This is a genomic window from Rhizobium mayense, assembly GCF_030272705.1.
Classification (GTDB): Bacteria; Pseudomonadota; Alphaproteobacteria; order Rhizobiales; family Rhizobiaceae; genus Rhizobium; species Rhizobium mayense.
Window position 1 is genome coordinate 1 of the sequence record NZ_JARFYM010000006.1, and the last position, 24,598, is coordinate 24,598.

Annotated in this window: 30 protein-coding genes; 15 read left to right on the forward strand and 15 right to left on the reverse strand. The window is 60.5% G+C overall.

Translation table 11 applies throughout. The features are described from left to right. From PY649_RS10050 to PY649_RS10070, 5 genes are all read right to left on the reverse strand, one after another. Positions 1-915, reverse strand: a 915-nt coding sequence (locus tag PY649_RS10050; protein WP_285868182.1) for an MCP four helix bundle domain-containing protein, incomplete at its 3' end; no start/stop codon positions are given. Between the two features lie 38 nt (positions 916-953). Continuing rightward, on the reverse strand, positions 954-1,454 hold the full coding sequence (locus tag PY649_RS10055; protein ID WP_120706463.1) for a chemotaxis protein CheW: 501 nt from the start codon (positions 1,452-1,454) through the stop codon (positions 954-956). 11 nt (positions 1,455-1,465) lie between these two features. Continuing rightward, on the reverse strand, positions 1,466-3,499 hold the full coding sequence (locus PY649_RS10060) for a chemotaxis protein CheA (RefSeq protein ID WP_285868183.1): 2,034 nt from the start codon (positions 3,497-3,499) through the stop codon (positions 1,466-1,468). Then, positions 3,496-3,864 (reverse strand): response regulator, encoded by a 369-nt coding sequence (locus tag PY649_RS10065; protein WP_120705347.1) that lies wholly within the window; start codon positions 3,862-3,864, stop codon positions 3,496-3,498. Before PY649_RS10065 ends, PY649_RS10060 begins: the two co-directional genes overlap by 4 nt. Beyond that, complete coding sequence (locus PY649_RS10070) at positions 3,861-4,184, reverse strand: hypothetical protein (protein WP_285868185.1); 324 nt, start codon at positions 4,182-4,184, stop codon at positions 3,861-3,863. The genes PY649_RS10065 and PY649_RS10070 overlap by 4 nt, the downstream gene beginning before the upstream one ends. Positions 4,185-4,528: 344 nt before the next feature. On the opposite strand from PY649_RS10070, the gene PY649_RS10075 reads away from it, so the two are divergent. Further along, the gene (locus PY649_RS10075; RefSeq protein ID WP_432761346.1) at positions 4,529-6,277 is read left to right on the forward strand and encodes a chemotaxis protein; all 1,749 of its coding nucleotides are present in this window, start codon (positions 4,529-4,531) and stop codon (positions 6,275-6,277) included. 65 nt (positions 6,278-6,342) lie between these two features. Here the strand turns inward: PY649_RS10075 and PY649_RS10080 are convergent, their stop codons facing one another. Together PY649_RS10080 and PY649_RS10085 are read right to left on the reverse strand one after the other, a co-directional pair. Beyond that, complete coding sequence (locus PY649_RS10080) at positions 6,343-7,584, reverse strand: tetratricopeptide repeat protein (RefSeq protein WP_285868186.1); 1,242 nt, start codon at positions 7,582-7,584, stop codon at positions 6,343-6,345. Between the two features lie 9 nt (positions 7,585-7,593). Further along, the gene (locus PY649_RS10085) at positions 7,594-8,247 is read right to left on the reverse strand and encodes a thiamine phosphate synthase (protein ID WP_285868187.1); all 654 of its coding nucleotides are present in this window, start codon (positions 8,245-8,247) and stop codon (positions 7,594-7,596) included. A 251-nt stretch (positions 8,248-8,498) separates the two neighbouring features. Between PY649_RS10085 and PY649_RS10090 the strand changes: the two genes are divergently transcribed. Further along, positions 8,499-8,759, forward strand: coding sequence for an ArsR/SmtB family transcription factor (locus PY649_RS10090; protein WP_107109154.1), 261 nt, complete (start codon positions 8,499-8,501; stop codon positions 8,757-8,759). Between the two features lie 205 nt (positions 8,760-8,964). On the opposite strand, the gene PY649_RS10095 is transcribed toward PY649_RS10090, so the two are convergent. Continuing rightward, positions 8,965-9,138, reverse strand: a complete 174-nt coding sequence (locus PY649_RS10095) for a YdcH family protein (protein WP_285868189.1) — start codon at positions 9,136-9,138, stop codon at positions 8,965-8,967. A 229-nt stretch (positions 9,139-9,367) separates the two neighbouring features. On the opposite strand from PY649_RS10095, the gene PY649_RS10100 reads away from it, so the two are divergent. The 6 genes from PY649_RS10100 (at position 9,368) to PY649_RS10125 (ending at position 13,290) form a co-directional block, all read left to right on the forward strand. Next, the gene (locus PY649_RS10100; RefSeq protein WP_028752913.1) at positions 9,368-9,571 is read left to right on the forward strand and encodes a YdcH family protein; all 204 of its coding nucleotides are present in this window, start codon (positions 9,368-9,370) and stop codon (positions 9,569-9,571) included. Positions 9,572-9,590: 19 nt separating this feature from the next. Beyond that, complete coding sequence (gene purE / locus PY649_RS10105; RefSeq protein WP_285868420.1) at positions 9,591-10,085, forward strand: 5-(carboxyamino)imidazole ribonucleotide mutase; 495 nt, start codon at positions 9,591-9,593, stop codon at positions 10,083-10,085. Further along, positions 10,082-11,140, forward strand: coding sequence for a 5-(carboxyamino)imidazole ribonucleotide synthase (locus PY649_RS10110; protein ID WP_285868191.1), 1,059 nt, complete (start codon positions 10,082-10,084; stop codon positions 11,138-11,140). The genes purE and PY649_RS10110 overlap by 4 nt, the downstream gene beginning before the upstream one ends. Before the next feature lie 153 nt (positions 11,141-11,293). Next, on the forward strand, positions 11,294-11,419 hold the full coding sequence (gene ykgO, locus PY649_RS10115) for a type B 50S ribosomal protein L36 (protein WP_003582204.1): 126 nt from the start codon (positions 11,294-11,296) through the stop codon (positions 11,417-11,419). A 99-nt stretch (positions 11,420-11,518) separates the two neighbouring features. Then, complete coding sequence (locus PY649_RS10120) at positions 11,519-12,148, forward strand: tetratricopeptide repeat protein (protein ID WP_285868192.1); 630 nt, start codon at positions 11,519-11,521, stop codon at positions 12,146-12,148. Positions 12,149-12,237: 89 nt separating this feature from the next. Then, positions 12,238-13,290: an alpha/beta fold hydrolase gene (locus PY649_RS10125; protein ID WP_285868193.1), complete on the forward strand. Its 1,053-nt coding sequence runs from the start codon at positions 12,238-12,240 to the stop codon at positions 13,288-13,290. Here the strand turns inward: PY649_RS10125 and PY649_RS10130 are convergent. Then, positions 13,269-14,210, reverse strand: coding sequence for a LysR family transcriptional regulator (locus PY649_RS10130; protein ID WP_285868194.1), 942 nt, complete (start codon positions 14,208-14,210; stop codon positions 13,269-13,271). The two genes, PY649_RS10125 and PY649_RS10130, sit on opposite strands and share 22 nt — an antisense overlap. Positions 14,211-14,320: 110 nt before the next feature. Between PY649_RS10130 and PY649_RS10135 the strand changes: the two genes are divergently transcribed. The 4 genes from PY649_RS10135 to PY649_RS10150 all read left to right on the forward strand — a co-directional run bounded on the left by PY649_RS10135 (position 14,321) and on the right by PY649_RS10150 (position 16,741). Continuing rightward, entirely contained in the window at positions 14,321-14,710 is a 390-nt protein-coding gene (locus PY649_RS10135) for a tautomerase family protein (protein WP_285868195.1), read from the forward strand. Between the two features lie 5 nt (positions 14,711-14,715). After that, positions 14,716-15,105: a cupin domain-containing protein gene (locus PY649_RS10140; protein ID WP_285868196.1), complete on the forward strand. Its 390-nt coding sequence runs from the start codon at positions 14,716-14,718 to the stop codon at positions 15,103-15,105. 2 nt (positions 15,106-15,107) lie between these two features. Beyond that, a complete protein-coding gene (locus PY649_RS10145) occupies positions 15,108-15,680 on the forward strand; it encodes a DUF4865 family protein (RefSeq protein ID WP_285868197.1) in 573 nt (190 codons plus the stop codon). A gap of 89 nt (positions 15,681-15,769) precedes the next feature. Beyond that, complete coding sequence (locus tag PY649_RS10150; protein WP_285868198.1) at positions 15,770-16,741, forward strand: threonine ammonia-lyase; 972 nt, start codon at positions 15,770-15,772, stop codon at positions 16,739-16,741. Positions 16,742-16,744: 3 nt separating this feature from the next. Here PY649_RS10150 and PY649_RS10155 read toward each other — a convergent pair whose 3' ends face one another. The 6 genes from PY649_RS10155 to PY649_RS10180 form a co-directional block, all read right to left on the reverse strand. Next, positions 16,745-17,380 carry a LysE family translocator gene (locus PY649_RS10155; protein WP_285868421.1) on the reverse strand — a complete coding sequence of 212 codons (636 nt, stop codon included), beginning with the start codon at positions 17,378-17,380 and terminating at the stop codon, positions 16,745-16,747. Between the two features lie 85 nt (positions 17,381-17,465). Further along, entirely contained in the window at positions 17,466-18,350 is an 885-nt protein-coding gene (locus PY649_RS10160; RefSeq protein ID WP_285868199.1) for an NAD(P)-dependent oxidoreductase, read from the reverse strand. A gap of 157 nt (positions 18,351-18,507) precedes the next feature. Next, entirely contained in the window at positions 18,508-19,137 is a 630-nt protein-coding gene (locus PY649_RS10165) for a hypothetical protein (RefSeq protein ID WP_285868200.1), read from the reverse strand. Between the two features lie 26 nt (positions 19,138-19,163). Next, the gene (locus tag PY649_RS10170) at positions 19,164-20,558 is read right to left on the reverse strand and encodes a selenium-binding family protein (RefSeq protein ID WP_285868201.1); all 1,395 of its coding nucleotides are present in this window, start codon (positions 20,556-20,558) and stop codon (positions 19,164-19,166) included. A 343-nt stretch (positions 20,559-20,901) separates the two neighbouring features. Beyond that, a complete protein-coding gene (gene pyk, locus PY649_RS10175) occupies positions 20,902-22,341 on the reverse strand; it encodes a pyruvate kinase (RefSeq protein WP_285868202.1) in 1,440 nt (479 codons plus the stop codon). After that, positions 22,341-22,829, reverse strand: coding sequence for a DUF1036 domain-containing protein (locus tag PY649_RS10180; RefSeq protein WP_133710524.1), 489 nt, complete (start codon positions 22,827-22,829; stop codon positions 22,341-22,343). Before PY649_RS10180 ends, pyk begins: the two co-directional genes overlap by 1 nt. 205 nt (positions 22,830-23,034) lie before the next feature. Here PY649_RS10180 and PY649_RS10185 point away from each other — a divergent pair, with 205 nt between their 5' ends. The 3 genes from PY649_RS10185 (at position 23,035) to PY649_RS10195 (ending at position 24,558) form a co-directional block, all read left to right on the forward strand. After that, a complete protein-coding gene (locus tag PY649_RS10185; RefSeq protein WP_285868204.1) occupies positions 23,035-23,832 on the forward strand; it encodes an N-formylglutamate amidohydrolase in 798 nt (265 codons plus the stop codon). Between the two features lie 62 nt (positions 23,833-23,894). Further along, positions 23,895-24,200 carry a DUF1244 domain-containing protein gene (locus tag PY649_RS10190; RefSeq protein WP_285868205.1) on the forward strand — a complete coding sequence of 102 codons (306 nt, stop codon included), beginning with the start codon at positions 23,895-23,897 and terminating at the stop codon, positions 24,198-24,200. 94 nt (positions 24,201-24,294) lie between these two features. Next, entirely contained in the window at positions 24,295-24,558 is a 264-nt protein-coding gene (locus tag PY649_RS10195) for a DUF2312 domain-containing protein (RefSeq protein ID WP_285868206.1), read from the forward strand. Positions 24,559-24,598 lie beyond the last annotated feature (40 nt).

A 24,598-nucleotide genomic window follows, 5' to 3' on the forward strand; every position in this document is an offset into this window, starting at 1 on the left:
CGCCATCTGCTCCATCGAAGCCGAAGCCTCTTCAGCCGATGCCGCTTGTTCGGTCGCACCCTGCGACACCTGCTCCGAACTTGCCGAAAGCTCCTGGCTGCCCGAGGAAACGTTGTCCGCGGCACCCAGCGCGTCGGCAACGACGCCACGCAGACGTTCGATCATGACGTTGACGTTACCCAGCAGTTCGCCGATCTCATCGTGATTTGTAATCAGAGCGGTCTTCGTCAGATCGCCCTCGGAAACTTCGCGAACCACGGTGTTGGCACGGGCCAGGCCCTTGCTGATCGTGTTGGCGATCCAATAGGCGGTCACGGCAGCAATCAACAGCGCTACGGCGGCGGCGATGAGCATCGTCAGACGAGTGTTCCCATACTGGACGTCGGCGCCGTCATCGGCTTCCTTCATGTGCTGCTTCTCGGTCGAGATCATGCCGTCGAGAGCATTGTCGATATCGTTGCCAGCCTTGCGGGCATCGGTAACGGAGATATTGTTGGCACCTTCCTTGTCGCCTGCCTTTAGGAGTTGACGAACCTGATCGTCAGCCTGAATGAATCTTGCTGCGATGGACTGGACGTCGGCCCAGTGCGCGCGGCTCTGTTCGGTTGCGATCTTGTCGACGGCTACAAACGTATCGGCAAGTTCCTTGCGCGCCGCATCGCCGGCGGCAACCGCCGCTTTGACTTCATCGTCATTGCGCGCGGCGAGCAGGTTCTTCTGCTGGCGGATGACTTCAAGTTCGGAGATGTTAACCTGCTGAGTGAGCTCCAGACGCGCGACCGGGCCTTCCAGCACATTGCTGATGGTATCGTTGAACGAGCTGAGGCTCATGATGCCGTAGCCGGCCGTGCCTATCAGCATGAGAATGATGAAGGCGAACGCCCCCACCAGCTTGGCTTTGATCGTTAGACGCATCGTCTTGGTTCCCTCGATATTCGGCCGTCGGCAAATAATCAGGCGGAAAGCGCCTTGTTTTGCCGGGCTGAAAAAATCGCCTGCAGATTGGGGAGAATGATGAATTCCCCTCCGCGCTTGACCAGGCAGTTGATGTAGTCGGGACGCCAACGCATCCCCACGCTAGGCGGTGCTTCGCTGGAAGCCTTTGCAAGTGTGGTGACTTCATTCACCTTGTCAGTCCGCAGACCCACGAGCGTGGGCTCATCCTGCAGGTCGAGTTCGATAACGATGATACGGCTATCGATAGTCGCTTCCGCCGCCTCCATGCCGAAGGCAAGACGGAGATCGGCAAGGGGGATCACCTTGCCGCGAAAGTTGATGACGCTGCCCACGAAGGGCTGGCTGCCGGGTACGGCCGTTTCCGGCAGAATATCCAGGATTTCCTGGACCATGACCGCCTCGAGGGCGAAAGTTTCTCCATTGAGATCGAAGGTCAGAACCTCAAGCTCGCCGTCGTCATTCCAATGAGTGCCATTCCAGAGATTGTCGAGTTTCATGGCTGCTTCGCTCATCCCGCTGCACGCAGATGCGCCTCCTGTTGCTGGCCGACCGTGACCAGATGCACGACGTCGAGAATGAGAGCGACGCTGCCGTCGCCGAGGATCGTGGCCCCGGAGAAATGCGCGACGTCATTGTGCAGCTTCGACATGGATTTGATCACCGTCTGATGATCGCCGATGATCTGGTCGACGACCAGGCCGACCCGCTCCGTGCCGGTCGAAATGACCACGACCTTCTGATGCACATCCGGCTTGGTGCCGGTGTGGAATACGTCCCGCAGCCGCAGGAACGGCACTAGGCTGTCGCGCAGCGAAATGAAGCTGCGGCCCCGCGAACGCAGGTCCTCTTCGAGTGACAGTTCCAGGCACTCCTCGACCGCCGAGAGCGGAATGACATAGCGCCCGGCGCCGACGCGCACGAGCAGACCGTCGATTATGGCGAGCGTCAGCGGAATGCGCAGCGAGACATCGGAGCCTTGTCCCGGCAGGCTGACGATATCGATCGCGCCCCGCAGCGCCTCGACCGTCTTCTTCACCACATCCATGCCGACGCCGCGTCCGGAGAGATTGGTGATCTGTGCCGCCGTCGAAAAGCCGGGAGCGAAGATGAGCTGCAGCAGCTCGGCATCACTTAACTGCTGACCCGGCTGGATCAGTCCGGACGATTCCGCCTTGGCGCGAACACGCTCGCGATTGATGCCGCGACCGTCATCCTTGATCGAGATGATGACTTCGCCGCCTGATTGCCGGGCCGACAATGTAATAGTTCCGGCTTCGGCCTTGCCGGTAGCAAGGCGTTCTTCCGGTGGCTCAAGTCCGTGGTCGATGGAATTGCGCACCAGATGGACCAACGGATCGGCAAGCCGCTCGATGACGGTCTTGTCGACTTCCGTCGTCTCGCCTTCGGTGACGAGCTCGATGACCTTGCCGGTCTCGCGCGCCAGATCATGCACCAGGCGGCGGAAGCGACTGAAAAGGCTCGCCACCGGCACCATGCGCAGTACCATCATCGTGTCGCGCAGCTCGCCGGACAGGCGCTCGATCTCCTCCGACACCGATCTCAGCCCGATATCGGCGCTGGCACTGGCCAGCTGGCTGAGGCGTGATTGCGCGATGACCAGTTCCCCGACGCGGTCCATGAGTTCATCGAGGCGCTCTGCCGGAACGCGAACGCTTTCCGTAGCCTTTGCCTGACGCTGGTCGGCAACGGGCGCCACCGGTGCCGGCGCTTCCCGTTTGACCGGTAGAATCTCGCCGGCGGCCGGCGCGACGGGCGCCATCGCCGGCGGCACCATCGAGACGGCGGCCTCGTTCGGCGTCGCGACAACCGCATTGCCGTCGATTTCCTCGACATCGAGCTGCATGTCGTCCATCACGAAAATGAAGACATCGTCGATGGCCGAACGCGGCTGCTCCGTCGTGACCGTCACGTCCCAGGACAGATAAAGCTCCGTCGGCACCAGCGCACTGAGCGCCGGAATGGCCGATGTGTTGGCGAGGACGTCGCATTCACCGAGATCACGCAGCTCGTCCAGCAAGCCCAGCGGATTGGTGCCGTTGATCATCGCGTTTAGCGGCAGGCTAAAGCGGATACGCCAGGTCTTGCGCTTGGCCATCACGACAGGCGCAGTCGTCGTCGCGACAACCACCTGCTGCGCCGGCTTCGCAGCGCCGCCGACTGCCGCCTGCAACTGCGCCAGAAGGCGCTGGCTGGTGGCGTCATGGTCACCATTGGGATCGTCGACGAGGGCGCGCATATGATCCCGCGCGTCGAGAACGGCGGCGACGAGTTCGGCCGTTGCCGGCGCCTCGCCCTTACGGACGCGGTCGAAGGCGGTTTCGCAATGATGGGTGAAAGCAGCGAGCGCATCGAAGCCGAACATCGACCCCGAGCCCTTCAGCGTATGAAGGCCGCGGAACACCGCGTCGATCAGAGCCTTGTCGTCGAGCTGATGCGTGAGATCGAGAAGACCCGCCTCGATCTGCTCCAGGCATTCGGCGGCCTCGGTGCGGAAAACGGCGATAGGATCGGTCGAACTCATCTTCCAAGCACCTTCCTGACGATCTTGACGAGGTTTTCCGGATCGAAAGGCTTGGTCAGCCAGCCGGTGGCACCGGCCGCCTTGGCGCGCGCCTTGAGATCGGCATCGGATTCCGTCGTGAGGAAGATAATCGGAACACCCATATGAGCCGGAAGCTTGCGCAGCTCTTCGATCATGGTCAGCCCGTCCATAACGGGCATGTTGAGGTCGGTCACGATGAGATCGAACTGTCCGGCCTTGGCCTTGTCGAGACCTTCGGCGCCGTTCACCGCCTCGGTGACCTCGTAGCCGGCATTGGTAAGCGTCACCTTCGTCGTCAGACGGATGCTGGCAGAATCATCGACAGTCAAAATCTTCGCACTCATGGATGTACCTCTTTGTGGAGCCAGAATTGCGCGTCCTCTGCCGTAAAGGCGTCGATGAACCCACCCCTCTGCAAGACTTTCAAAACAGAACCGCTGGCCGGAGAAGAAAGGCGAAGTGTTTTGCCGGAGGCCTTCGCCTCGATCCGCGCTGACTCGACCAACTGAACGAAGCTCAAATCGGCTTCCGCGCCGTCAGCGACTTCGAGGACGAACATTTTGCTGTCCCGAAACTTCAAAGTCATACTTTGGTGAATTTCGGAAATATTCCTGATGTTCAGGGCTTTTGGCAGAGAAATAGATTCGGAATATTTATCGGACATTTCAAATCCGGCCCCGCTAACAAATAAATACTTGAGCAATAACTATTGAATCTCATGTCAACCTTAACAGGTAGTAAATGTAGGTTGTAAAATTCATCATTTCGGAGGCTGTGAATTCTCACCCGCCATAAATGACCATAAAAATCTTATGATAAAAAATGTGATTGAGATTCATACAGTTAAATCGAGAGGGCTAAAACACTACTTTCTCGGTGAGCGAATCTTAACCCTGCTGGCGAAAGCCCTGGATGCAACGCTAACGAGTCCGGAGAATTTACCGGAATTTTCCATCCCACATTTAAGAGTTGAGTCAAACAAGCCTTTCTCCAAGTAAAGGGACAGACATGAAAAACGGAACAGCTCTGGCACGCCGCATCGATCGCCCAAGGGGATTCCCGCAGGCAATGGATGTCAGCCGCACGCTGGAAACGGCGCGCACCGAAGTTGAGAAACGCTTTCTCGACGGCGGCGCTGTTCTCTTGTCGGTGATGGAGGTTCTGAACCAACTCCTGTCATCCCTAGACCGGTTGACCAAGGCGCTCGACAGCGAGGGCGCCAGGGACACCACGGCCGATCTGTTGCAGACGGTGAGTGGCCTGTCCGACCTGCCCGGCCTCGAGGCCAGGCGCCAGGAGAGTTTCGCGGTTCTCGCCGAGGCCGGCTCCAAGCTGCACGCGCACGTCACCGATATGCAGGAGACCATGCGTTACCTGCGCACCTTCGCGGTCACGGTGAAGATTACCGGTGCAGGCATTGCCGAATTTGCCGGCTTTGCGGAGGAGATCCTTGAACGCATCCGTTCCGGCACGGACGAAGTCAACACCTTCGCCCAGCAGCTCGGCTCACTCGAACGCGAGCTGAAAGTCGCCATGACCTTTGGCGCCACGACCGCGAAGGCCTATGACCGCAATGTTCCGCAAGTGGTCGCGGCGCTGGAAAAGGATGCCCGCACCATCGCTGTTCACCGTAAAGAACTCGCCGTGATCGCCGCCGAGGTTGGCGCCATCGCCCGCGGCGTCCAAAGCAAGGTCGCAAGCACCCTCTCGGCTCTGCAGATCGGCGACATCACCCGACAGCGCATCGAGCACGTACAAAGCGCCTTCGCCTTTCTCGAAGAATTTCTCGCGAGCGACGAAGGGAGCAAGCTCGATGCCGATGCCCGCCGGCGGCTCGCAAATGTCATTCATCACCTGACGGCGGCGCAGATGCGGGAGATGGTCGCGGACTTCCAGCGGGAGTCGGGCAATGTCGTCAAGACGATCGCCAGCTTCAGCCATGACACCCAGGAAATCCTGAAACTGCGCGACGCCATGAAGCCCGAGGGAAGCAACGACGGCAATGTGCTGCGTGCATTGGAACAGAGCGTCTCTGCCGCCCACGCAATCGTCCAACAAGTCGAAACCGCCCGCGTGCAGGCCGACGGCATCAGCCAATCGACGCTCGGCACGGCCTCGAACCTGTTGCACCGCATCGAGACCATCCGCGCGGTCAAGACGGATATCCACTACATGGCGCTCAACACCAATCTGCGCTGCAGCCGCATGGGCGAGGAAGGCCGTTCGATCAACGTCGTGACTGCCGAACTGCGCATCTTCGCCGCAAAACTCGATGAATCCGCCGACGCGATAGTCTCCGGCCTCGCCTCTCTCGAAACGGCGGCCGGCCACGTCGCGTCGGGCCAGGAGGCTTCGGACCATCGCCTCGACGAAAGGCTGATCTCGGCCGTCGACACCATCCGCGCCGCCGCCAATATCATGGACGGAGAGTTGGAAACGCTATCGGGACATGGCCGCGAAGTGGCAAACAAGATCATGCTGTCGATCGGCAAACTCGACTTCCAGCGGGACCTCGGCGAGACCCTGGCAAATTGCGCAGACACGCTCGACGACATGGCCGGCAGCGAAATAGCCGACGTGGGCGATTTGGAGGACATCATCGCGCCGCTCAGCGCCCGCATCTTCAAGGTCTACACGATGGCGCAGGAGCGCAATATCCATCGAGACATCATCCCCATGGACGACAATGCAGCGCCGGCTGCGGTCGCGCCGGCCAAGACGGATGACGAAGATCTTTTCGCGGATGCTCTATTCTAATGAAATTGGAATTTCGCCCAGAGTAGTCTTCGTGAATTTAAATGAACGCACAGCGCTCTGGCGCGTTATTGCGCCCTGCGAAATCTGTTCGCGGCGTCGATGGCAGCCTTCTGCTGAAAGTCCTCGATGCCCTGGTAGAAATCTTCGAGCTCCGGATCTTTCAGGCCGGCGCGACGCGAGATGACGTACCATGTGGCTGCAGCAACCGGATCCTGCTTCGTACCGAGCGCATTGATATAGAGATGCGCCAGCTTGTTCTGCGCGACGACGTTGCCGCGATAGGCGGCGACTTTCATCCAGTTGAATCCGTTCTCCAGGTCCTGCTTGCCGCCGATACCGTTGATCAGCCAGATGCCCATGTCGAGCTGCGCGGTGTCGTAACCCGCATTTGCGGCGCGCGATAGCCATTCACGCGCCTGCGCCTTCTTCTCCTCAGGCAGGTCCGGCAGATTGAGATAGAGCTGCGAGACTGCGTATTGCGCATCGGCAATGCCCTGCTCAGCCGACTTCTCATAATATGGAAGCGCCATCTGCAGGCCTTTGATGCCCGGATTGTCGGCCGTCAGGCTCTGCGCCCAGTTGAATTCGGCGGATGCCTGGCCGGCATCGGCCGCCTTCCTCATCCATTCGTCCGCCTTCTTCTCGTCGCGCGGCACATCGCGCCCTTCCATCAGGAGCAGCGCATATTTGAACATCGAGGTCGCATCACCGCCCTCGGCCGCCTTGCCATACCAGAAGGCAGCGTCTTTGGTGTCGCGCTTGACGCCCAGGCCTTGCGACATCAATTCGGCAAGCAGGGTCTGGGCCGCGGGATCGCCGAGCTGCGCGCGCGGCAGAGCTTTCTGAAACGCGGTCAGGTAATAGCCGCGCTGGAAAGCGCCATAGGCATCGTCGACCTTCCCCTTGAAAGGTTTCTCCGGCGGCAGGTCGGGCAGTTTCGCACCCATGCGGTCGAAGACGCCCACACCTTGCGAGGGCTTGATACCGTCGTCCGCCTTCGGCTCGGCGCCCGGCTGGATCTTCTCGCTCTTGAAGGAACCTGCTTCGGCGTTCAATGGCCGCGTCATCACGCTGTCGTCATGCGCCGGCGCGCTGCCGCTCGGCACCGTGGTGTCATCGGGCTGCGTAACATCGTCGGACTGCCCGCTGTCGGCGGGCCCGCTGCCCTTGTCCGGTTGTGTTGTGATACCGGGCAGCGACGTATCGTTGTTGCTCGATTGCGCCACGGCCAGTAGCGGCAATGCCGTCAACCCAACGGCGAGCGCAGCAAGAAAGGAACGGTGGCGAAATCGAGGCGTGAGCGACATGGATTGCTATCAATCTTCAAACCGTGGCGCTTTTTCGTCCAAAAGCGCATTCACTTCCGCAACGATGGAAGGCGCCGCCGAAGGATCGGCAAAAACAGCGGTGCGCAGCGCCACGAATTCGGCCCCCGACAAGGCCACCTCCAGCGCCGATTTCGGATCGGTGCCACCCATGACGATGCATGGAATCTCGATCATCGACGCCCACCATTCGCCGAGTGCGACGTTTTTCGGATGCGCCTCTGGCTTGATGTCACCGTCGAGCTTGCCAAAGAAGATATAGTCGGGCCGCAGCTCGCCGATCTCCAGCGCATTGTGCCTGTCTGTGGCGCTACCGCCGCCGACGATCAGCTTCGGCACGAACTTCTCGACCGCCTCGGTGAATTCGGCGAGATTGCCGGCAATATGCAACCCGTCGGCCTTGGCACGGCCCGCGACACGGCTGTCCCCTGCAATCAGCGCCGCCGCTCCGGCGGCCTGCACCACCGGCACCAGCTTTTCCGCGTGCTTCTGAAATGTGCCGTCATCAAGCCCATATTGCGGGATGATGACCGAGGCCACATCCCCGCCCCTCAGCGCATCGGCTACCATCTTCGCCCGCTCGTCCATATCGGCGATATCGGGTACGATGAGAACGAGGCGGCAGCGATCTTCGGGTGCGGTCATGCGAGTTTCCATGTTTACGGGTTCGATCGCCAGGGATTGGGCAACCCGTCCGATGTTTGTGAGTAAATCCGTTAGGGCGGTCTGACAAGGGGCACGGCGTTGAAACCATTCCGTTGCAACGCGCACTATTCGGCGTCGCCCAGGCTCGATAGTCGTTTCTAACCGAAATATTTTAAAAGCGGGCTGCACAACGCATCATTGCGGCGCACAATTGACTTGCCGCTTTTTGGCGTTTGACGTAGCTTTTCTGCATGTCGACCATGGACCCCTTCGCAGCCATCGCGGATCCGAACCGGCGCTATTTGCTGGAGGAGCTGCGGCGCGCACCGAAAACGGTCAACGAACTGGCGCAGGGCCTGCCAATCAGCCGCCCCGCCGTGTCGCAGCACCTTAAAGCATTGCTCGACAGCAATCTTGTTTCCGTCACGACCGAAGGCACGAAACGGATTTACGCGGTCAACAGTCGCGGTTTCGACAAGCTCAATTTGTGGCTGGATCAATTCTGGGCCTGAGAGCCCCTGCACGTTTTAACGGATGCGCGCTTTTGCGATATTTCCCTGAAAGTGCGCCAACCCCCACTCCTCACGTTTTGAAGTTGGCGCATTCGTTTCGACTGGGAGCAGTCACCGTCTCTTACAAGGGAATTGTTTCAGGGCCCTCCAGGCCCACCTGTCTTCCTTGCCACGATCGGCGGCTTTGTCCTCGGAAGACGTTGCGTCAGTGGACTGACGATCTTAGACGTTGGATTTCGTCTTTAAGGCGCAGTTTCCTGCGTTTGATGTCTGCAATTTTGGTATCATTGATAGAGGGAGATGTCAGTGCAGAATGTAGCTCCTCCTCAAGAGCGACATGTTTCTTTTCGAGCGATTCAAGATGAGCTTGAACAGTCATATGACCCTTCCTTCCTCATGCGATCCCTGGCCATCCATCGCCAGGGCTCTAGGTGTCAACCTCGTGAGTGTGCCATAATATTGAACCCTTGTCGAAGGCCAAAACGTGGCCGACGGGCGGCAAATTCGTGATGAAGGATAACTTCCAGTTATCGCCATTTGGTGATAGGAGCTTGCGGAATTCATGAGGCGGAACGCGTGCGATTCCGCAAGGCATTGGGGAAATGGGCATGGCCGATCAGGAACAGGCGGAAATCAGGCTGATCGTGGCGCGATTGCGTCAGGAACATGAGGATTACGACGCCGCAATCGACGCCATGATCCAGACGGGCTGCGATGCCCTTCGCATCCAGCGGATGAAGAAGAAGAAGCTCGTCATCAAGGACAAGCTGACCAAGCTGGAAGACCAGATCATCCCCGACATTATCGCCTGAGGAGTAATACGCGACGATGATGACAGAAAGACCACCCGTCGCCATCATCATGGGCAGCCAGTCCGACTGGGAAACCATGAAAAATGCCGCAGACACGCTGGAAGCGCTGGAGATCGCCTATGACGCGCGCATCATCTCCGCGCACCGCACGCCGGACCGGCTGGTGAACTTCGCCAAGGGCGCACGCGACGAAGGCTTCAAAGTGATCATCGCCGGTGCGGGCGGCGCCGCCCATCTTCCGGGCATGGCTGCCGCGATGACGCCGCTGCCGGTCTTCGGCGTGCCCGTGCAATCGCGCGCCCTGTCCGGCCAAGACAGTCTTCTTTCCATCGTGCAGATGCCGGCAGGCATTCCCGTCGGCACGCTGGCGATCGGTAAGGCCGGCGCGATCAATGCCGCCCTTCTTGCCGCCGCCGTTCTGGCACTCGGCGACGAGGATATCGCCGAGCGGCTGGATGAATGGCGCGCCCGGCAGAGCGCTGCAGTCGCTGAATATCCGATGGACGACCTATGACCGCGAAAACGATCGGCATCATCGGCGGCGGCCAGCTCGGCCGCATGCTGGCCATGGCTGCGGCCCGTTTGAACTTCCGTACGATCATCCTGGAGCCGCAAGCCGATTGCCCGGCTGCGCAGGTGGCGAACGATCAGATCGTGGCCGCCTATGACGACCCTGCCGCTCTCGCGGAGCTGGCGAAGCGCTGCGACCTCGTCACTTATGAATTTGAGAACGTACCGGTCGCTGCCGCCGAAAAACTCGCCAAGGATATTGCCGTCTACCCGCCGCCGAAAGCGCTGGAGATGGCGCAGGACAGGCTGACCGAAAAGCGCTTCATCAATGATTGCGGTATTCCGACCGCTCGTTTCCACGCCGTCGACAGCCAGGTTGATCTCGATGCTGCGCTTGCCGATTTTGGCGGACAGGGCGTACTCAAGACCCGCCGCCTCGGCTATGACGGAAAAGGCCAGCGCGTATACCGGTCGCCCGCCGACAGCCCAGAAGGCGGCTATGCCGCGCTCGGCAGCGTGCCGCTGATTCTCGAAAGCTTCGTGGCGTTCGAACGGGAGATTTCCATCATTGCCGCCCGCGCCCTGGACGGTGCTGTTGCCTGCTATGATCCGGCGGAAAATATTCACCGCAACGGCATCCTCCACACCTCTACCCTCCCCGCCAGCATCTCCGCTGAAACGGCCGCTGCAGCGCGCGTGGCAGCGGAGAAGATTCTGGCAGCGCTCGGCTATGTCGGCGTCATCGGCATCGAGTTCTTCGCGCTTGCCGACGGCAGCCTGGTCGCCAATGAAATGGCGCCGCGCGTTCACAACTCTGGCCACTGGACGGAGGCGGCCTGCGTCGTCTCTCAATTCGAGCAGCATATCCGCGCCGTCGCCGGCCTGCCGCTCGGCAATCCTGCGCGACATTCCGACTGTGTGATGCAGAATCTGATCGGCGATGATATCCTTTCGGTTCCCGATTGGCTGAGCCAGGACGACGTATTGGTACATCTCTACGGCAAGACGGAGTCGCGTCCTGGCCGCAAAATGGGCCATATCACACAGCTTCGCCGTTAACGGCGCGGGGAAAAAACCCCTGACGTGGTTGACAGGACCCAGGCGACAGGGTATTTGCTGCCCACCCTAAAGAGCGCGCCCTGAGCGCGCTTTTGATTGTTAAAGACACTGGGCGAATGTGACATTCCCCCACAAACATCGCGGATCAGAAAAATGAAGATCAAGAATTCGCTCAAGTCGCTCAAGGCGCGTCACCGTGACAACCGTCTGGTCCGCCGCAAGGGCCGCATTTATATCATCAACAAGCTGAACCCGCGCTACAAGGCTCGTCAGGGCTGATTTTGCGTGGCGCCTGGCCCATGGCCAGGTCGACCGTTCAGCGGTCGCTTGAGATGATCACATCAAAATTGTTTTGATCTTCGACACTGGCGGGCTACTATGCCAGCCATGCGCATTTTTGCTTTGTCATATCTGGCCCTGCCGATTCTCTTTGCTTTGACCGTTGTCACGCCGCATCTCGCCAAGGCGGATGATTCGAACATCGTCGAGAAGAAAGATCCGAACGCTGCATCCAGCAGCCTGTCGCCGAAGCAGCAGATCGACAATCTCTTCACAGCTTTGAAGCGCCAACGCGATCCCGAGCAGGCGAGCCTCATCGCCGACCAGATCCGTATGGAATGGAACGATTCCGGCAGTGCGACGATCAATCTTCTGATGCAATGGGCCGACAAAGCCATCCAGGATAAGCGCAATGCCGCCGCCATGGATTTCCTTGATCAGGTCATCGCGCTGAAGCCTGACTATGTCGAGGGATGGAATCGACGGGCGACGCTGAACTTCGCCATCGGCGACTACCGCAAGTCGATGGAGGACATCAATCAGGTGCTTCGAATAGAGCCGCGCCACTTCGGCGCGCTCGCGGGCATGGCCGCAATCCTGAGCGAAACCGGCAACGACGAGCTGACGCTGAAGGCCTGGGAACGTTTCCTTGAAATCTATCCGGCCAATCGCGCGGCTCAGGAGCAGGTTAATACCCTTTCCGAAAAAATCGCCGGAAGCCGAACGTGAGGTTTGTCAACAGCGGACAAGCCTGCGACGGACAAGAGGTCATGAAAGTCGGATAGGCTGATGGTCCCCAATATCTGCTTCATACCGCAATGATCGATGCCCTGCTTCTCGCCATTGTTTTCCTTCTTGCCGTCGGCGCCGGTTTTTCGGCCTACAAAACGCGCGCCATAGAGCAGGCCTATCCCAATATCGGCGAGCTGACCGATATCGGCGATTTTCGAATGAACGCCCTTCATCTGCCGCGCCCGACCACCGCCGATCTGCCGCCGCTGGTCTTCATCCACGGCGCAAGCGGCAATCTGCGCGACCAATTCGAAGCTTTTGCCGACCCGCTCGCTGGCCGGGCCGAAATGCTGTTCGTCGATCGGCCCGGCCATGGCTATTCCGAACGTGGCGGCCCGGAGAACGCCCTGCCCTCCGGCCAGGCTGATGCGATCGCGAAACTGATGGAGAAGCGCGGCATCAAAAGCGCGATCATCGTCGGCCATTCCTTCGGCGGCGCCATCGCCGCAGCTTTCGGCATGCGCCACCCCGACAAGACGACCGGCCTGCTTTTTCTCTCACCGGCGACTCACCCTTGGCCGGGGGGCATCGACTGGTACTATAAGCTTGCGGCCATGCCGGTCTTCGGCTGGCTCTTCACCCATCTGTTGGTAATGCCGATCGGTCTGCGGCGCGTCGAAAGCGGCACGCTCGGCGTCTTCAGCCCCAATGAGCCGCCCGCCGATTATATCGAAAAGACAGCACCGGAATTGGTGTTGCGGCCACGAACCTTTCGCAACAATGCCGCCGACGTCGCCAATCTCTTCACCTATGTTTCGGCGCAAGCGCCGCGCTACCGCGAGATCACCGCGCCAACCGTCATCATCACCGGCGACAGCGATGATATCGTCATGGAAGAGCTGCATTCACGCGGTCTGGCGCGCGACATCGTCGGCTCCGAGCTCGTCACTATCCGCCATCTCGGCCACAAGCCGGACTATATTACGACCGATGTCGTCATCGTTGCGATGGAGCACCTCGCCGGCCAGTCACGCGACCTCCGGGCCTTTGCCCAGGAGGCGGAAGCCCGCCTCGCCAGCCTGAAAGCCTCGCTATCGACCGAAGCCCCCGCCTCGCCTCAAGCGGTTACGGGTTCATAATTTGGGGCATCGACAAACACTCGCGCCTGCGGCGTGGCGTCCACCGTTTGCCGCACGGCTTGCAGCATGATCGAGGCCAACCGCTCTGTCGCCGGATTTGCTTCCGCTTCGGCGCGATGCAGCACGAGGTCGAGCTTCGGCAGCGGCGGGAGGCCTGCTTCGCCCGCCGCCAACAGCCGCACCTTATCCGGCAAGCCAAGTGGCGTGCGCACCGTCAAACCGAGCCCCGCCGCAGTCGCGGCCCAGAGCCCACCAAGGCTGGGGCTGACGAAGGAAATACGCCAGCCGATGTCGGCGTGATCGAGCACTTTGGTCGCGATCGTGCGCAATAGGCACGGCGCCTCCAAAGACGCGAGCGGTAGCGGCTCGCCGCCATCGGCATGCCAATGAATAGCGCCGTGCGCCGGACCGACCCAGCGCATCGGCACTTCGGCGATCCGATCGGTGTGGGCAGTGCGAAAACCGTCACTCCAGGCGAGCGCCAGATCGATCTTGCCGGATGTCACGCGCTCGATCAGCTCGGCATTGCGAACCACGCGCGCCTCGATACGCACCTTCGGATGCGCGCGGGCAAAGCGGCCGAGCACCTCCGGCAGCAGCGTCTCGCCGAAATCCTCCTGCAGGCCGAGCCGCACCCAGCCTTCCAGATCCACCCCATGGATTGCGGTCGCCGCCTCGTCGTTGAGATCCAGCAACCGCCGCGCATAGGCAAGCATGGTCTCACCGGCCTCCGTCAGCGCCAGCCCGCGCCCGGCCTTGCGGAAGATTGGCGTGCCCGCCTGTTCCTCCAGCTTCTTGAGCTGTGCGCTGATCGCGGATGTCGAACGGCCGAGCCGGTCGGCCGCCTTGGCGAAGCTGCCAAGCTCCATGCCTGTCACGAAGCTGCGCAGCACATCGAGATCGAAGAGAACTTTCCGCATAGTCAACGATCCATATTTTTGGGACTATCGATCCAATATTATCTGATTTTCCGAATGATTATCTCGTGGCATGGTTGGGTCGTCAAGTGGACAGATGACAGGAGTTTCCCATGCCGTTCACGCGTATTTCCCTTCTCCGCGGCAAGTCGCCCGAATATCTGAAGACGCTCTCGGACAATTTCCATCGCGCAATGGTAGAGACTTTCGAGGTGCCGCCCACGGATCGCTTCCAGGAGATCCATCAGTTGGAACCCGGCGAACTGATCTTCGACCGCACCTATCTCGGCGGCCCGCGCTCGGACGATTACGTCTTTTTCCAGATTACCATCGGCAAACCGCGCTCGACGGAGGTCAAGAAGGCCTTCTTTCGCCGCCTCGTCACGCTGCTTGCGGATGAGCCGGGCATCCGGCCCGAAGACGTCATGATCAACATCGTCACGACGATGCGCGAGGACTGGTCCTTCGCGGATGGGATCGCGCAGATGATCGAACAGGCCTGACGACGATGAATCAGACAACTGACCGACAGGCACCCCCGATCCACCGCGCCGGCAGCGCCACTCAGCGTTCGCCTGACGCCAGCGCGCCCTTTTGGGTGGAAATGCTGGTCGAAAATGATGAAGACGGAGGGCTCACCGCCACGCGCTGCACGCTCGACCCTGGCACCATGACCCGTTGGCACACGCATCCGCATGGCCAGATTCTCTACGCGCTCTCGGGCGTCGGGCTTGCCGAGCGCGATGGTGACGCCCCGGTGAAGCTACGCGCCGGCGACTGCATCACCTTTGCGCCCGGCGAGCGTCATCGGCATGGCGCAACGCCGGGCAGCACTTTCGCCTACATCAGCATCCAGGCCGCACAGAACGGCAGTGCTGTGACCTGGCTGGAGGATTGACCATGATCGCCATGCAATACAGCTTCACCCTGCCCGCCGATTACGACATGGCGATCATCCACCGCCGCATTCGCGACAAGGGGCCCATGCTCGACAATTTTCCGGGCCTGAAGTTCAAGGCCTATCTCACAGCCCGGAAGGGCGGCGGAGCAACAGAAAGCCGGGAAAATCTCTACGCGCCCTTCTATGTCTGGGAGAAGGATGAGGGCTTGAGCAACTTCATCTGCGGCCCCGGCTTTGTCGGGCTGACGGATAGCTTCGGCTGGCCGCGGGTGAGGACATGGGTTGTCTGGCGCGCGGAAATCTCGCCGGATATCCACCATGCCCGGTTCGCCACCCGCGAGATCGTCCAGACGGAGCCCTATGCGCCGCTTGCCGAGATTCGTGAGCGCGAGAGCGATGCTGCCGCCAGCGACATCGCACGCGGCGAAGTGCTTGCTTCCGTCGCCGCCTTCGAGCCGACGAGTTGGACCCGAGTGCGCTTCCGTCTGCGTGCCGATCTGCCGAAAAGCATCTTGCGGCCGGGTGTCCAGGCCTACGATGTCGGCCACCTTTCCTTGCCGGGTGTCGGTTGAAGTGTCACCGGGACAAAGTCGTTGTTTTAAAGAGGGGCGCGGCGCTTTATGGATGGATAGCCTTTCCGCAGCAGAAGAGTGTTCCCTCCATGGTCGATATTGCATTGATAGAAGCCGCTCGCGCTCGCCTCGGCGGCCGCGCCCGGCGCACGCCCCTTCTCTCCTCCCCCTTCCTCGATGAAATCGCCGGGCGGCGGCTATTCGTGAAGGCGGAATGCCTGCAGCATTCCGGTTCCTTCAAATTCCGCGGCGGTTGGTCGGCCGTGTCTGCCTTGGAACCCTCTGTGCGCGCCAAGGGCGTCATCGCCTTTTCCTCCGGCAATCATGCCCAAGGCGTAGCGCTGGCCGCGCAACTGCACGGCGTTCCCGCCGTCATCGTCATGCCCACGGATGCGCCGAAGCTGAAGATAGCCAACACGCGTGCCTTCGGCGCCGAAGTCGTGCTTTACGATCGCATAAAGGAGGATCGCGACGAGATCGGCGCCCGGATCTCCAAGGAGCGCGGCTTGACGCTGATCAAGCCTTTCGACGAACCGCAGGTCATCGCCGGCCAGGGAACGGCCGGGCTGGAAATCGCCGAACAGGCGGCCGAAGAGGGCATCGATGCCGCCACCGTACTCGTCCCTTGCGGCGGTGGCGGCCTGACGTCCGGTATCGCGCTGGCACTCGAGGCTCGCGCCCCTGGCTTCAAGGTCCGCCCCTGCGAACCGAAGGACTTTGACGACACCACCCGCTCGCTCGCCTCCGGCAAGATCGAACGCAATGCCGCGCTGCAGGGCTCGATCTGCGACGCCATCATCACCCCGCAGCCCGGCAACATCACCTTTCCGATCTTGAAGCGTCTCTGCGGTCCCGGCGTGGTCGTGACCGACGAGGAAGCACTCGACGCCATGGCGCTGGCCTTCACTCGCCTCAAGATCGTCGTCGAACCGGGCGGCGCGGTGGCGCTGGCGGCAGCGCTCTTCCACGGCAAGGAGATCGACAGCGACACGGTGATCGCGGTCACATCTGGCGGCAATGTCGATACCGATGTCTTCGAGACGGCGCTGCACCGCCACTGACGGTCAATTCGCCGCGCGGCGATAAAGCGCCAGCGAACCGGCCAAAGCCAGGAGCGCGCCGCCACAGGCGCGCTCCAGCCATTTCGTGCCTTCCGTCTTGAGAAAGCGAACGGCTTGCGAGCCGAAAACGGCGTAGCCGAACATGATCCCGAAATCGAGCGACGCAAAGACCAGCGCAAGGATGGCATATTGCGGCATCTGCGGCGCGGCTGGATTGATGAACTGCGGCAGGAAGGCCGAGAAGAACAGGTAGCCCTTGGGATTGGTCACTGCCACCATGAAGCTTTTCGTCGCGATGGCAAGGACCGTGCCCCTCACCTGCCCGGCATTGGCTTTGAGCATGCCGTCGATCGTCCCCTTCGAACGCAGCATCATGATGCCGAGGAAAGCGAGATAGGCGGCACCTGCCCATTTCAGCACCGAGAACCAGAATTCCGATGCCGCCAGCAACGCGCCTAGCCCAATGGCGACCGCGCCGATCAGCACGAAATCCGACAGCACAGCACCGACCATGCCGGCCAAGGCGCGGCGTACGCCGAAACGCGAACCATTGGTCAATGCCAGGAGCACTGTCGGCCCCGGCGTCGCGATACCGATGAAGGAGACGGCGGCAAAGGCGAGCAACGCGGCGATGTGCATGGTTTCCTCCTCATAGTCGTCGGAAACTTGCATGCACCGCCGCGCTTGGCAAGCACCCTGTAATTTACGGAATGGGGCCGCCCGATCAGTCTTGCCCCAGCCCGGCATCCTTCGCCGCCAGCGCTCCGACTGCCGACCAATCGAGATCCTCGCCGCCGTGCGCCAGCAAGGTCAGGAAGCGGTCGCGCAGCAAGCTTGCAAGCGGAAGCGGCACGTTCAGCGCCTCGCCGGCGGCTAGAGCAAGGCGGATATCCTTTTGACCAAGCGGCGCGGCAAAACCGGCCGGATTGAATTTGCGGTCGGCGATCAGGCCGCCATAGGTCTTGTAGACCGGTGAGCCGAACAGCGTCGATGTCAAAAGGTCGAGATATTGATGCCGGTCGACACCGCCTTTTTCCACCAGTGCCATGGCTTCGCCGAGCGACTCGATTACCGAGGCGATCAGGAAATTGCCGCTGAGCTTGACGAGATTGGCGGACTTCGGTTCCTCGCCAACAACGAAGCTGCGCTGACCGATCGCCTCGAACAGCGGTGTCACGGCTTCGATGGCCTCTGGCTCGCCAGCGGCCGTGACAAAGAGCTTGCCCGCAGCGGCCACTTCCGGACGGCCGAAGACCGGGGCTGCGACGAAGCGCTGACCCACTGCTGCATGCTCTTTTGTCAGCCGTTCCGAGAGGGCAACGCTGATCGTGCTCGCTGAAATATGAATCGCATTTCTTTGGAGACTCGCCAGCACGCCGCCGTCGCCATGAACGACTGCCGAAAGCGCATCGTCATTGGCGAGCATGGTGAATACCGCGCCTCCGCGGCAGGCTTCTGCGACCGTTGCCGCGACCTTGGCGCCCTCGCCGACCAGCGCTTCCGCCTTGTCGCGCGAGCGATTGTAGACCGTGACGTCGTGCCCGGCCTTCAACAGGTTCGTCGCCATGGCACTACCCATCCGGCCCAATCCGATAAATCCGATCTTCATAAGAAACTCTCCACTCGCAAATGATTCGTCAAAGCCTGTGACATCTTCCCAAACATCTGAAACGGCTTTCCGACGAGATTATGCCGCATCCGCTGCGGAGCCGATGGAAGAAAGCCAGGATGAGTTGCAATGGCTCAGCAGTGCTTTTTCGCCTTCTCTAGACGATCAGCAATATAGTGCCGGTGCCGAGCAGAACCAGCGTCCAGACGAGGTCGATATTGATCCAGGCACTGCGCAATATCTCGAGGCCAACCCAGCGATAGACCGCCAAAGCAATAAGACTTGTGACCGCCAACATTGCGAGGGTGTGAACGCCGACCGCTGCGATCGTAATCGCCGCGGTCGTATCCCCGCCGATGTCGTGCAACGGCGACCCCGCAAGACAGAGCGGCATCAAAGCCGGCAGCAGCATGAGCCCGGCGCCATGAGCCGTCGCCATCAGGAACGACCAGGCTACGAGGCCGGCAAGGCCCGTGCGCATGCCGATGCGAACGCGATGGCGATGCCCGAAGAAATGATGCCAGATAGCCCAAACGATGAGGCCGGCTCCGGTCGCCGTCTGCAGGGCGCTCTGATCCACGAAAAGGCCGACCGCGACCACGGCCCCGGCAACAAGCGCGATGGACGCGGCGTGGCCCAGGGCGATAGCAGGCACCGCCTTGACCACCGCGGCAGAACTCTGCCGGTGAACCCCAAGCGCCACGGCGAACAGCCATCCCATCGCCGGGTTGAGACCATGAAAGGCTCCCAGTCCCGCCAACAGCATCCAAGGCCAGAGTTCGTTCATTGGCGCCTCATTCGGCAGACCTTCGCTCACGGATAACAATAGGAATCCGACGAGCAATCACCGCCCTGCAAGCGGACCTGATGCGGACGATGCGACTTCGGCCACTCGACGAAGAATTTCTCGTCGAAGGCGATGCCGCCATCCGGTTTCGCGTCAAGCTTGACCATCCAGCCCGAGACACCGTCGGGATAGACCTGGTCGTCGATTGCGCCATAAAGCGAATTGGTGAAATAGACGCGGCGACCGTCGCGGCTGATCTCGACCATCTGCGGGCCGCCATTCAGCGCGCCGTTCTTCGCTCCCGGATGCGATGCGCGCGAAACCACCCCTCCGATCCGGACCTTGCCAGTGAGTTTGGGTTCGAAGGGATCGGAAACATCGTATTGATGCAGGTCTCCGGTTCCCCAGCAGGAGACGTAGAGAAATCTGTCATCCATCGAAAGGTCGATATCGGTGACGAATGGCGGCACGGCTTTGAAGCCCTTGAGCATCGGCGGCAACAGCTCCGGATCAGCCGGCTCCGCGGGGATGTCGATCACCTTCGTCATCGCCCATTTCTCGCCGTCGCGATGCCAGACCCAGATCGAGGATGACAGGTCCTCGAGGCTGAGAACGCAGTTAACGAAACCATAGGCCTTGGTCGGGTTGTGCGCGGGTCTGAGTTCGAACACGAGCTGATACTTCTCGCCGAGATCGATCGTCTGCAAATGCTTGCGCTTGTGCAGATCCCAGAAATGTAGGCGATGGCCATATTTCGAGCCGAGCAGGACTTCCGGGATCAGGCCGTTTTCGAAGGTATCCGGCGTGCCCCATTCGCTGGTAACGAGCGTATCGTGACCAAGGTGCCACCAGACATCATAGGAAAGCTGTTGTGGTCCGCGATCCATTTCCCATTGGCCGCGCACCTCGAATGACTCATGATCCATGAGAAACACGCCGCCCGGCGCTTTCCCCTCGGCATTGCCAAGTGCCGCAACATAGATCCCTTCCGGTCCGCAATGAATGGTATGGGGCCTGGTATATCCGGCCCGCTCGGCGACTTCACCGGGCTCGATGACCTTGACGATCGTAGGCTTCCGGCCATCGGGCTTGGTGTCGATGATATGGATGCGCGAGGATTTCAATCCCGGCACGACCAGATAGCGGCGCTCCCCATGCGGATGCGGCGCATTCGGGCAAAGGCAGGACGAGCAGGCGTTCCAGCCGAAATGATGCAGCTCGTCACCGACATTTGGCATCGCGACGGAGGTGACGATCTGACTGTAGGAGGTTGATTTGGGATCGACATCGACGACCGCGAGCTCGTCCGGAACCGCTCGTGTCGGATCGAAGGCTGCGACGTAGGCAAGCGTCTCCGGCGCGGCTTTCATGGCCATTCGCGGTGACGGATAAAAGCTTGGATCGGGTTTCCACGTTACCATGTGAAGTGCTCCTGGCTCGCGTTTGCTAAACAATGAAGAAAATTCACTGGATGCATGCCGACAACAGCCCCATCGCTGCGGAGGGGCAGGATCAAATGCTTCAATGGGATATCGATTCGAGATTGCCCTCGCGGCCAAACAGGCGGCAGAGGCGACGTTCCCCAGGCCAATTATCTCAGATAAAGGCGGTCTTGGGCAGTCCTTTTTCGCCGCTACGCTCACCGCGGCCGGCGCCCTGCCTTTTTAAGGCGGAGCCCGCGCGGTGATGGTTGCTGCCTGACTGCAAAGAAAAGCCCGCCGCCTTCTCAGGCAACGGGCTTCGATATTCGTGAGAATCCGGCTGTTAGACGCCCGATTGGCCGTCCGAGCCGATGTAGGCGATACGCAGCATGTTGGTGGCACCAGGAGTGCCAAGTGGCACACCTGCCGAAATGATGATGCGGTCGCCGGGCTTGCCGAGGCCTTCTTCCGCAACGATGCGGCAGGCATTGTTAACCATATCGTCGAGGTCGGTCGCATCATGGGTAACGACGCAGTGCATGCCCCAGACAACCGATAGGCGGCGAGCCGTCTGGATGATCGGCGACAGCGCCAGGACCGGAACCTGCGGGCGCTCGCGTGAGGCGCGCAGGCCGGTGGTGCCCGACGAGGTGTAGCACACGATGGCGGCGAGCTTCAGCGTCTCGGCAATCTGGCGAGCAGCGAGCGAAATGGCGTCGGCGCCGGTTGCTTCCGGCTGGGCGCGCTGGGCGTAAATGATGCCGGGATAATGCGGCTCGCGCTCGATCGTGCTGGCGATCGAGGCCATCATTGCCACGGCCTCCACCGGATAGTCGCCGGAGGCGGATTCGGCCGACAACATGACGGCATCAGCGCCTTCGAATACGGCGGTCGCGACGTCGGAAACTTCGGCGCGGGTCGGAACCGGCGCGGAGATCATCGATTCCAGCATCTGCGTCGCGACGACCACCGGCTTGCCGGAACGGCGGCAGGCGCGGATGAGCTGCTTCTGAATACCGGGAACGGCTTCCAGCGGCATTTCGACGCCGAGATCGCCGCGGGCGACCATCAGCGCATCGGAAAGCTCGATGATTTCCTCGATACGCTCGACGGCCTGCGGCTTCTCGATCTTTGACATCAAACCGACGCGGCCGCGCGAGATCTTGCGGACTTCGGACAGATCTTCCGGGCGCTGGATGAAAGAGAGCGCCACCCAGTCAACTTCATTGGTGGCGAGCACCGCGTCAAGATCGACACGGTCCTTTTCGGTCAGCGCGCCGACGCCGAGCAGCGTATCCGGCAGGCTGACGCCCTTGCGGTCGGAAATCTTCGTGCCGGAAATGACGGTGGCGACAATGCTTTTGCCGTCGCACTTTTCTGCGCGAAGCGCGAGCTTTCCGTCATCGATGAGTAGACGGTGGCCTGGCTGAACCGCCTCCAGGATTTCCGGATGCGGCAGGAACACGCGCGTGTTGTCACCGGGCACGTCGTTGTTGTCGAGCGTGAATGTCTGGCCCGGCTTGAGATCGACCTTGCCTTCGGCAAACTTGCCGACACGCAGCTTGGGACCCTGCAAGTCGGCGAGAATACCGATCGGACGACCACAGCGGGCCTCGACGGAGCGAATACGCTGGATCAGCGTGCGCATCAGGTCATGGCTCGCATGGCTCATGTTGATGCGGAAAAGATCGGCACCGGCCTCATGCAGCTTCTGGATCATCTCCTCTTCGGAGGAAGCCGGGCCGAGCGTCGCTAGGATTTTGACTTTTCGGTTGCGTTTCATCAATTCTGGCTTTCTTGGCTGCCCGGGGTATCGGAGAGCTGAACCATCCAACTCGCCTGACGCCCCGTGTCGTATTCCTTGAATCCCATTTTCTGGTAACCGCGCGCGTAGCAATCTTTCACGCCTGGGATTTTGAATTCATTTTCCGCCACGCACATTTCGACATCGCCCGTCCAGCGGCCGCCGCGAGCTGCGTCTTCTGCGTAGAGGTAATAATAGCGGGATTGGAGCGGTCCCTCGATCAAGGTGGCGCAAGTGGTGGCCGGAACTTGCCACCATCCCTCGGTCACCCAGCCTTCCTTCGCACGATAACCGATCGCCACGCCCACGAGATTCTGCGTACCGTTGCAGACGCGGAAATCGGCATGAGCTGCATTTGGCATGAAGAAAAACGGCGCGGCGGCGGCAAGGATGAAAAATGCGAATCGGGCAAGCGGCCCCGACCGCGTAACGAAACTTGGCGCGACTTGGCTGGACACGGCTTCCAATGGGCTCCCGGTTATTCGTTGTTGCGTCTTCTTGCGCTGCCATCCATGGAATGTCAACGCAACTCTAATCGATTATATTTCCTTCACGGGATGGTGACGGCACCCTGCGGTCCGTTCCTTGCCCATTCAAGAGGCCGAGCCTTGCACCTTCCGTCCGCGCATGCAATCAAACAACGGGCAGAAAATGCAATAATCGACAATCCACATGAATGACTTCAAATCTTACGAAATCATATCCGGCAATCGTGACAAAGGCATGGTCATTCTCGGCGATCATGCAATGCGGCATCTCCCCGAACGCTATGAACGGTTGGGCCTGCCGGAAACCGCTTTCTCGCGGCATATCGCCTATGACATCGGCATCGAAGGCCTTTGCCGCGAGCTTTCGGCGCGGCTCGGTGTGCCCGCCGTGCTCGGCGGCTTTTCCCGTCTGCTGATCGATCCGAACCGCGGCGAAGACGACCCCACGCTGATCATGAAGATTTCCGATGGGGCGATCATCCCGGGCAATCATCCGATCACCGACGAAGAGTGGAATTATCGCATCGAAGCCTTCCACCGGCCCTATCACCGCGCCGTGGATGAGACGATCAAGTCGGTCGCCGACGCGACGGGCAAGGCGCCGCTGGTGCTGTCGCTGCATTCCTTCACACCGGCCTGGAAGGGCGTTCCACGCCCCTGGCATGCGAGCGTTCTCTGGGACAGCGACGAGCGCGCCGTGCTGCCGCTTCTTGCAAAGCTCCGTGCCGACCCCAAATTCCTTATAGGCGACAACGAACCCTATGACGGGGCGCTGAGGAACGACACCATGTACCGCCATTGCATGGTCAAGGGCATCGCGCATGCCCTGCTGGAAGTCCGCCAGGATTTGATCGGCGATGAGGCCGGCATCAGCGAATGGGCCGAACGGCTGGCACCGATCTTTTCGGCGATGAACGATGATCCGGCACTGCACGAGTATAAGCGCTACCCGTCGCGCACCGGCCCGTATGACGAGGCTTGACGCCAAGGCGTGACGCGGTTTTGGACAGGATCTTGCCAGCGAAGCGGCTTGAGGAGACAGAGATGACCGAACTCACCAAGGAACAGCAGACCGAACTGGAAGCGGCCGCCTTCCGTCGCCTTGTTGCTCACCTGCGCGAGCGCAGCGACGTGCAGAACATCGACCTGATGAACCTCGCCGGTTTCTGCCGCAACTGCCTGTCCAACTGGTATCGCGAGGCCGCCGAAGAAGCGGGGCTGCCGGTCACCAAGGACGAATCGCGCGAAATGGTCTACGGCATGCCCTATGAGGACTGGAAAAATCTGCATCAGACGGAAGCCTCCGCTGTGCAAAAAGCCGCTTTTGAGCTGAACAAGCCGAAAGAATAGGGCCACTTCCGTCCTGATGGCTTGACCTCGCGCTCCATTCGCGGCAGGTCAACGGCCCATCGAATTCAAAATCCCACGCAATCAGGAGACAATGATGTCAGATGCTCATGGCGTCGCCCGCGATCAGCTTCGCGCTTTTGTCGAGCGCATCGAACGGCTGGAAGAAGAGAAGAAGACTATTGCCGACGACATCAAGGATGTCTACGGCGAAGCCAAAGGCATGGGCTTCGATACCAAGATTCTGAAGAAGGTCATCGCGCTACGCAAGAAGGACGACCAGGAGCGGATGGAGGAAGACCTCATTCTCGACACCTATCTCCACGCCCTCGGGATGATCGAAGCAGCGCCGGAAGCCTGAGCTTCGTCGAAGGCTGAGCCTGACAGAGCCTGAGCTTCAA

Bases quoted from the DNA above. Each gene is read 5' to 3' on its own strand.
- PY649_RS10055 (WP_120706463.1), bottom strand. From the start codon at position 1,454: ATGAAACTCGACAATCTCTGGAATGGCACTCATTGGAATGACGACGGC.
- PY649_RS10060 (WP_285868183.1), bottom strand. From the start codon at position 3,499: ATGAGTTCGACCGATCCTATCGCCGTTTTCCGCACCGAGGCCGCCGAA.
- PY649_RS10065 (WP_120705347.1), bottom strand. From the start codon at position 3,864: ATGAGTGCGAAGATTTTGACTGTCGATGATTCTGCCAGCATCCGTCTG.
- PY649_RS10070 (WP_285868185.1), bottom strand. From the start codon at position 4,184: ATGTCCGATAAATATTCCGAATCTATTTCTCTGCCAAAAGCCCTGAAC.
- PY649_RS10075 (WP_432761346.1), top strand. From the start codon at position 4,529: ATGAAAAACGGAACAGCTCTGGCACGCCGCATCGATCGCCCAAGGGGA.
- PY649_RS10080 (WP_285868186.1), bottom strand. From the start codon at position 7,584: ATGTCGCTCACGCCTCGATTTCGCCACCGTTCCTTTCTTGCTGCGCTC.
- PY649_RS10085 (WP_285868187.1), bottom strand. From the start codon at position 8,247: ATGACCGCACCCGAAGATCGCTGCCGCCTCGTTCTCATCGTACCCGAT.
- PY649_RS10090 (WP_107109154.1), top strand. From the start codon at position 8,499: ATGTCGACCATGGACCCCTTCGCAGCCATCGCGGATCCGAACCGGCGC.
- PY649_RS10095 (WP_285868189.1), bottom strand. From the start codon at position 9,138: ATGACTGTTCAAGCTCATCTTGAATCGCTCGAAAAGAAACATGTCGCT.
- PY649_RS10100 (WP_028752913.1), top strand. From the start codon at position 9,368: ATGGCCGATCAGGAACAGGCGGAAATCAGGCTGATCGTGGCGCGATTG.
- purE (WP_285868420.1), top strand. From the start codon at position 9,591: ATGACAGAAAGACCACCCGTCGCCATCATCATGGGCAGCCAGTCCGAC.
- PY649_RS10110 (WP_285868191.1), top strand. From the start codon at position 10,082: ATGACCGCGAAAACGATCGGCATCATCGGCGGCGGCCAGCTCGGCCGC.
- ykgO (WP_003582204.1), top strand. From the start codon at position 11,294: ATGAAGATCAAGAATTCGCTCAAGTCGCTCAAGGCGCGTCACCGTGAC.
- PY649_RS10120 (WP_285868192.1), top strand. From the start codon at position 11,519: ATGCCAGCCATGCGCATTTTTGCTTTGTCATATCTGGCCCTGCCGATT.
- PY649_RS10125 (WP_285868193.1), top strand. From the start codon at position 12,238: ATGATCGATGCCCTGCTTCTCGCCATTGTTTTCCTTCTTGCCGTCGGC.
- PY649_RS10130 (WP_285868194.1), bottom strand. From the start codon at position 14,210: ATGCGGAAAGTTCTCTTCGATCTCGATGTGCTGCGCAGCTTCGTGACA.
- PY649_RS10135 (WP_285868195.1), top strand. From the start codon at position 14,321: ATGCCGTTCACGCGTATTTCCCTTCTCCGCGGCAAGTCGCCCGAATAT.
- PY649_RS10140 (WP_285868196.1), top strand. From the start codon at position 14,716: ATGAATCAGACAACTGACCGACAGGCACCCCCGATCCACCGCGCCGGC.
- PY649_RS10145 (WP_285868197.1), top strand. From the start codon at position 15,108: ATGATCGCCATGCAATACAGCTTCACCCTGCCCGCCGATTACGACATG.
- PY649_RS10150 (WP_285868198.1), top strand. From the start codon at position 15,770: ATGGTCGATATTGCATTGATAGAAGCCGCTCGCGCTCGCCTCGGCGGC.
- PY649_RS10155 (WP_285868421.1), bottom strand. From the start codon at position 17,380: ATGCACATCGCCGCGTTGCTCGCCTTTGCCGCCGTCTCCTTCATCGGT.
- PY649_RS10160 (WP_285868199.1), bottom strand. From the start codon at position 18,350: ATGAAGATCGGATTTATCGGATTGGGCCGGATGGGTAGTGCCATGGCG.
- PY649_RS10165 (WP_285868200.1), bottom strand. From the start codon at position 19,137: ATGAACGAACTCTGGCCTTGGATGCTGTTGGCGGGACTGGGAGCCTTT.
- PY649_RS10170 (WP_285868201.1), bottom strand. From the start codon at position 20,558: ATGGTAACGTGGAAACCCGATCCAAGCTTTTATCCGTCACCGCGAATG.
- pyk (WP_285868202.1), bottom strand. From the start codon at position 22,341: ATGAAACGCAACCGAAAAGTCAAAATCCTAGCGACGCTCGGCCCGGCT.
- PY649_RS10185 (WP_285868204.1), top strand. From the start codon at position 23,035: ATGAATGACTTCAAATCTTACGAAATCATATCCGGCAATCGTGACAAA.
- PY649_RS10190 (WP_285868205.1), top strand. From the start codon at position 23,895: ATGACCGAACTCACCAAGGAACAGCAGACCGAACTGGAAGCGGCCGCC.
- PY649_RS10195 (WP_285868206.1), top strand. From the start codon at position 24,295: ATGTCAGATGCTCATGGCGTCGCCCGCGATCAGCTTCGCGCTTTTGTC.